Below are 5617 nucleotides of genomic sequence, written 5' to 3'. Positions count from 1 at the left end.
CGGCGGCCCTTGCTCCCTCGCTGGTCCCCGCAGTTCGGCATGGCCGAACTGCTGCGGAAGCGCTCGGGGCAAGGGCCGCCGCGTGCGCAGAAGGATGCCATGCGCTTAGGCCTTACAGGGCTGTCGGCGAGAGGGGATGCGGGTTACGGACGCTGCCCGTCCCCTCGATCCCCGACGGAAGCGTGCACCTTGCCTTAGTCCACGCTCTTGAGTGCCTCCAGCATGTCCACGTTCCGAAGCCTCCTGTTCACCACGAAATACATCACGATCACCACGGCTGCCACCACGATCACCGGCATCAGGAAGGCCAGCGCACCGCATGCCGGGTTGAACATGAGCTCCTCGGGCGGCACCGCGCGAATGATGTAGAGCTGCAGGATGCGCCCCGCACCCCAGCCCACCGGCACGCCGATCAACGAGAGCAGGATGGTCTCGCGATAGATGTACATCGTCACCTCCCGTTCGTAGAACCCGAGCACCTTGATGGTCGAAAGCTCGCGGATGCGCTCGCTCACGTTGATAGTCACAAGGTTGTAGACGATCACCACCGCGAGCATCGCCGCGACGACGATGAGCACCCCCATGATCATGTTGAGCGATCGCACGATGGTGTTCACCTGGTTGATATACATCGTGTTCTGCACCACGCCCGCCACACCGTCGAGCCCCATGAAGCGGGCCGCCATGGTCTGCGTGTTCGAGAGGCTGCCGTCGGCGAGCTTGGCCACGTAAGCGTTCGAATCGAATACCTGCCCGAATACCTGCTCATAGCAGCTCTCGCTCATGAACATGAAATGCATGACGTACATCTCGCAGATGCCCGAAACACGCACCTCGCGGTCGGCCCCATCGGCATCTTTGAAGGTAAGCGTATCACCCACCTCGACACCCGTGAGGTCCGCCAGGCGCTCTGAGATCACGGCGCCGTCGGAGGGCAGGCTGAGCGGTTCGCCCGTCACGCGGTTCCTGAGGTCGATGTAATCCGAGAGGTCCATGCCGTCCTGCGCCACGAGCAGCGTGATGCTCTGCGTGTCGCCCTTGTCGCCCGCCTCTTTGGAGACGCTCTCGTAGCGGATGGGCGCATAGCTCGACACCTCATCCGATGCAAGGACCTCGCTGATCGCCGCCTGCTCCTCGTCCGACACGTGCGTGCCCTCGGCCACGATAAGATCGTAGTCGATGAGCTCGCCGAACTGCCGGTCACCAATGCCACCCACGGAATGCTGCACGGAAAAGCCGGTAAAGAGGAGCGCCGCGGCGCCGGCAACGCCTACGATGGTCATGAGTGCACGGCTCTTGTAGCGGAAGAGGTTACGCGCCGTGACCTTCTGCGTGAAGGAAAGGCGGCGCCACACCGGCCCCACGCGCTCGAGCAGAATCTTTGACCCCGCCGCAGGGGGCTTGGGCAATAGCAGCGCCGCGGGCTTCTCGCGCACTTCCCGCTTAGCCACGATGATGGCGGGAAGCACCGCGGCGATAAAGCAGAACGCGAACGCAAGCAGCGTCACCCCGGGGTAAATATGGAGCTCGATGAGCGGCATGGTATAGGCATGCGCGTACGCGGCCCACACGATGAGGGGCAGAAGCGTATGGCCGGCAAGCACACCGATCACCGTGCCCGTAAGGCCCGCGACCGCACCGTAGAACGAGAACTTCTTGATGACATCGCGGTCGTCGTAGCCGAGCGCCTTGAGCGTGCCGGCGTTGATGCGCTCTTCATCGACCATGCGCGTCATGGTGGTGAAGGTCACGAGCGCGGCCACGAAGTAGAGAAAGTACGGGAAGATGCGAGCGATGGCATCGACGATCTCGGAGATGGTCGCGTAGACGGTATAGCCCTCTGAACCGGGGACCTCGCGGCGGTTATAAACGGTATACAGGGGCGAATCGATGCTGTCGCGCGCCTCGCGGGCGTCTGCCAGCTCCTGCTCGGCGTCGGTGATCTCTTGCTCCGCTCCGGGAAGCTCCTCGTTGTACTGGGCAAGCCCGTCCTCGTAGGCCGTCTGATTCGCGGCAAGCTCCTCTCGCGCCGCGTCGATCTTTTCCGCAGCGGCATCATATTCGCCCGTCTTGGCGGCAAGCTCCTCCGCCCCCGCCTGCCATGCGGCGAGCCCGCTCTGGTAGGCGCCGAGGTTCTCGTTGTACGAAGCGACACCCCGCTGGTACGCAGCGTATCCGGCGTCATACTCCTGCTGTTTCTGGGAGAGCTCCGCGCTCGCCGCCTCGAGTTGCTCGGCAGCCGCTGCGAGTTCACCGCGCTTATCGTCGAGCTCGGCCTGGGAGGCGTCGAGCAACGCCGTGCAGGCGGTATAGCCGCCATCGTTGCCAGTGGTATCGGGATCGGCGTCGACCGTCATGAAGGCGTCGTATGCGCGATTCAGATTGTCGAGCTGAGCCTTGAGCTCCGTTGCGTCGCCGCCCGCCTCCTCAGTCTTCCGAACCGCTTCTTCAAGCTGCGCAATCCCCTGCTCATACTGGCCCTTGCCCTCTTCGAGCTTCGCGCGCGCCGCATCGATCTCGCGCTGCGCGGCGTCGGCCTCGGCAACCCCCTCGTCGTATACCTGCTGCTTCGCCGCAAGCTCCTGCCTGCCGCTCTCCAGCTGCCGGGCCGCCGCGGCGAGCTGCCGCTCACTTGCCGCAAGCTGGCTGCGCCCGTCATCGAGCTGAACCTTCGCGCTTGCAAGCTGGTCCCACGTCGCATCGAGCGCGGCGCGGCCATCCGCAAGCTGAGCGGCGGCGTCCGCGAGCTCGCCCTCGTAGGATGCAATCAGCTCGCGAGCATCCGCAAGCTGGGCGGAGGCGTCCGCGAGCTCCGCTGCGGCGTCATCAAGCTGCGCACGCGCATCGTCGACCTGCGCCTGTCCGTCGGCGATCTGCTCGTCAAACTGGCCTTGCACCACGGCAAGCCGGTGCGCCCCGCGGCCCTCGAGCAACTCCTCGAGCTCCTCCTTATGCGCCGCGACCCTATCCAGATACTCCTGGCCATACGGGTCGAGGCCCTCGGTGTCGTCGAAACGCAAGCGCGACACCATGTGATAGTCAACGTCGAATGCATCGTCGGCCACCACGGCAAAGCCGGCAAGATCGCCAGTGCCCGCCTGAGACTGGCCCATGTTGAGGTTCGAGACGATCTCCGACGAGTTCACCACGCCCACCACGGTGAAATCGTGCCGCGCGAGCGCGTAATCACCGCTTACGTCTTCCTCCTCGGCGAAGACGATGGTCGAACCCACCGGATGCTCAGCCGCTATGGTCGCGGAGATCGCGACCTCGTCTGCTTCCTCGGGAAGCCGGCCTTCGACCACCTCATACTGCGAGATGCGCTCCGGCAGCGAGCTCACGCGCACCGCATTATGCGTGTCTGCAACCGTCACGTCCTTCATGTAGCCATATTCGACATCCGAGATGCCCGATGCCCGCTCGATCACGGCCTCATCGCTCTCGTCGATGCCCAGACCGCCAATGATGGTGAGATCCGCCGCGTTGTATGTGTCGAAGTAATGCCTGCCCGTGATGCGCATATCCGGGCCCGCCACGTTGAGACCCACGAGCGCGAAGGCACCAAGGGCCATGAGTAACACGATCGACACGAAGCGCCCGCGCGATTTGCCTACCGTGCGCTTGATGTCGCGCCAAAGCATGCGCTTGCCGCGCGGTACCTTCCTATTCTTCCTGCTCATCCGCCCCACCTACCACTCGATATCCGCGATGGCCTGCGGCCGCTCGTTGAGCTCGACCGCCGTCACGTGCCCGTCGTGCATATGGATCACGCGGTCGGCAATGGGGGCAATCGCCGAGTTGTGCGTCACGATTACCGTCGTTGCCCCGCGCACCCTGCTCATATCCTGCAGAAGCTGCAAGATCTGCTTACCGGTGCGGTAATCGAGGGCCCCCGTCGGTTCGTCGCACAGAAGAATCTTGGGATTCTTCGCAACGGCACGAGCGATGGCCACGCGCTGCTGCTCACCTCCCGAGAGCTGCGCGGGAAAGTTGTTCATGCGCTTGCCCAGCCCCACCATTGCGAGCACCTCTGCGGTATCAAGGGCATCGGGGACGATCTCGCTCGCCAGCTCGACATTCTCACGCGCCGTGAGGTTCTGCACCAAGTTGTAGAACTGGAAGACGAAGCCCACGTCCTCGCGCCGATAGCGCGTGAGCTCCCGAGCCGAATATCCGGCGATGTTGGTCCCGTCAATGGAGACACGCCCCTCATCGCAGGTGTCCATACCGCCCAAGATATTGAGCACGGTGGACTTGCCTGCGCCCGATGCGCCGAGCACGATAGCGAGCTCACCGCGTTCGACGCTGAAGCTCACATGGTCGTTGGCGCAGATAACGCTGCCGCCCGCCCGATAGCGCTTGCACTCGTCCTGCACTTCAATGTAGGCCATCGTCTATACCCTCTCACTCTCTCCGCGAGTCGCGCCCGCGTCCCGTTCCCTCAATGCACCCGAGCGCTCCAGGCGCCCCGATGGGCATGCTGCTGCACCCCGATGTTCCAGCCGTTGCATCCCGATTCGTCGGTCGACCTGCCCCGATGGGCAAGCCGCCGCGCCCTGACGTGCCAGCCGTTGCATTCGGGTGGGCATACCGCCGTGCCTCGATGAGTCAGCCGTTGCATCCCGCGCTCGGTGCGGAATAAAATAGACAACGTGTTGTTTTAAGTCCATCGACAGATATTCCTCATCTGTTGATTTAAGGACTATCTACACATGAAGAACACGCAGCGCTGAGAGAGGTCTGCCATGACGAACCGAGTCCGACGTACCACCACCGAGCCCCGCATTCGGGCAGCACTTACCGAGCTTCTTGCAGAGCGAGGACTTGGAGCCATCTCTGTAAGCGATATCACGCGCCGAGCAGGCATCAACCGCGGCACCTTCTATGCGCATTATGTTGACAAGCACGACCTCGTGCAGCAGCTGATCGATGGTGTGCTCGACGACCTCGCAAACATCGTTCTCGGCGAGGACGACGAGGCGGCCGGGGAATCCGCGGAGACGGTCCTCGACACGGCCGATCCCATCCCATTCGAGCGCGTGCACGGCGCCCTCATCTACGTGCGCGACCACTACGTTCTCATAGCGGCGCTCACCGGCAACGGAACCGACCAGCGCATCTACGAACAAACGAAGAGGCTTATCGGGGAGTTGGTCGAGCGCAGCGCGCGCCGTCACGGCATCACGGTGGACTATGGCGACGTGCCCGAGGATTATGCACGCGAGATGATGCTCTCGGGCGTTGCCTCGGTAATCTGGCTTTGGCTCCGCCGCGGTTGCCCCGATGACCCACGCGATATCGCCACCATACTTTGGAAAGCGAAATCGCGTTCGCTCGAGGAATGCGCGCAGCGCCATGTAAGCAACTGATCGCAAGCCGCTTGCTACAATATCGCTAGGGAACAACAAGAGGTACGGGGGCACCTATGAACGACCGCACGCCGCGAAGAGATGCGGGGCAGCATCCGCACATGCGACGGGCACCACGCGGCAAGCATGGATCGCCTTTGATGCACAGCGAGACACACCCTGCGGCGCGACCACGGCCTAACGGACGTCAACCACGCCGGGACCTCCGGAGCGATCAATCCGCTCACGGCTCTCGACAGCTCCCAAAC

At 63.3% G+C, this 5617-nt stretch carries 3 protein-coding genes; 1 reads left to right on the top strand and 2 read right to left on the bottom strand.

Annotated elements, in window-relative coordinates; genetic code table 11:
* Nucleotides 1-194: 194 nt before the first annotated feature.
* Both AC1VS5_RS09400 and AC1VS5_RS09395 read right to left on the bottom strand, forming a co-directional pair.
* Entirely contained in the window at nucleotides 195-3680 is a 3486-nt protein-coding gene (locus AC1VS5_RS09400) for an FtsX-like permease family protein (RefSeq protein ID WP_481218455.1), read from the bottom strand.
* 9 nt (nucleotides 3681-3689) lie between these two features.
* Entirely contained in the window at nucleotides 3690-4391 is a 702-nt protein-coding gene (locus tag AC1VS5_RS09395; RefSeq protein WP_204666608.1) for an ABC transporter ATP-binding protein, read from the bottom strand.
* A gap of 354 nt (nucleotides 4392-4745) precedes the next feature.
* On the opposite strand from AC1VS5_RS09395, the gene AC1VS5_RS09390 reads away from it, so the two are divergent.
* The gene (locus AC1VS5_RS09390; protein ID WP_368286082.1) at nucleotides 4746-5369 is read left to right on the top strand and encodes a TetR/AcrR family transcriptional regulator; all 624 of its coding nucleotides are present in this window, start codon (nucleotides 4746-4748) and stop codon (nucleotides 5367-5369) included.
* Nucleotides 5370-5617: the final 248 nt, after the last annotated feature.

Source organism: Enorma sp., from assembly GCF_982429025.1.
This window is presented reverse-complemented; position numbering and strand designations above follow the sequence as displayed.

Excerpts from the sequence above, each read along its gene's own strand:
- AC1VS5_RS09400 (WP_481218455.1), bottom strand. The coding sequence starts at position 3,680 with ATGAGCAGGAAGAATAGGAAGGTACCGCGCGGCAAGCGCATGCTTTGG.
- AC1VS5_RS09390 (WP_368286082.1), top strand. The coding sequence starts at position 4,746 with ATGACGAACCGAGTCCGACGTACCACCACCGAGCCCCGCATTCGGGCA.
- AC1VS5_RS09395 (WP_204666608.1), bottom strand. The coding sequence starts at position 4,391 with ATGGCCTACATTGAAGTGCAGGACGAGTGCAAGCGCTATCGGGCGGGC.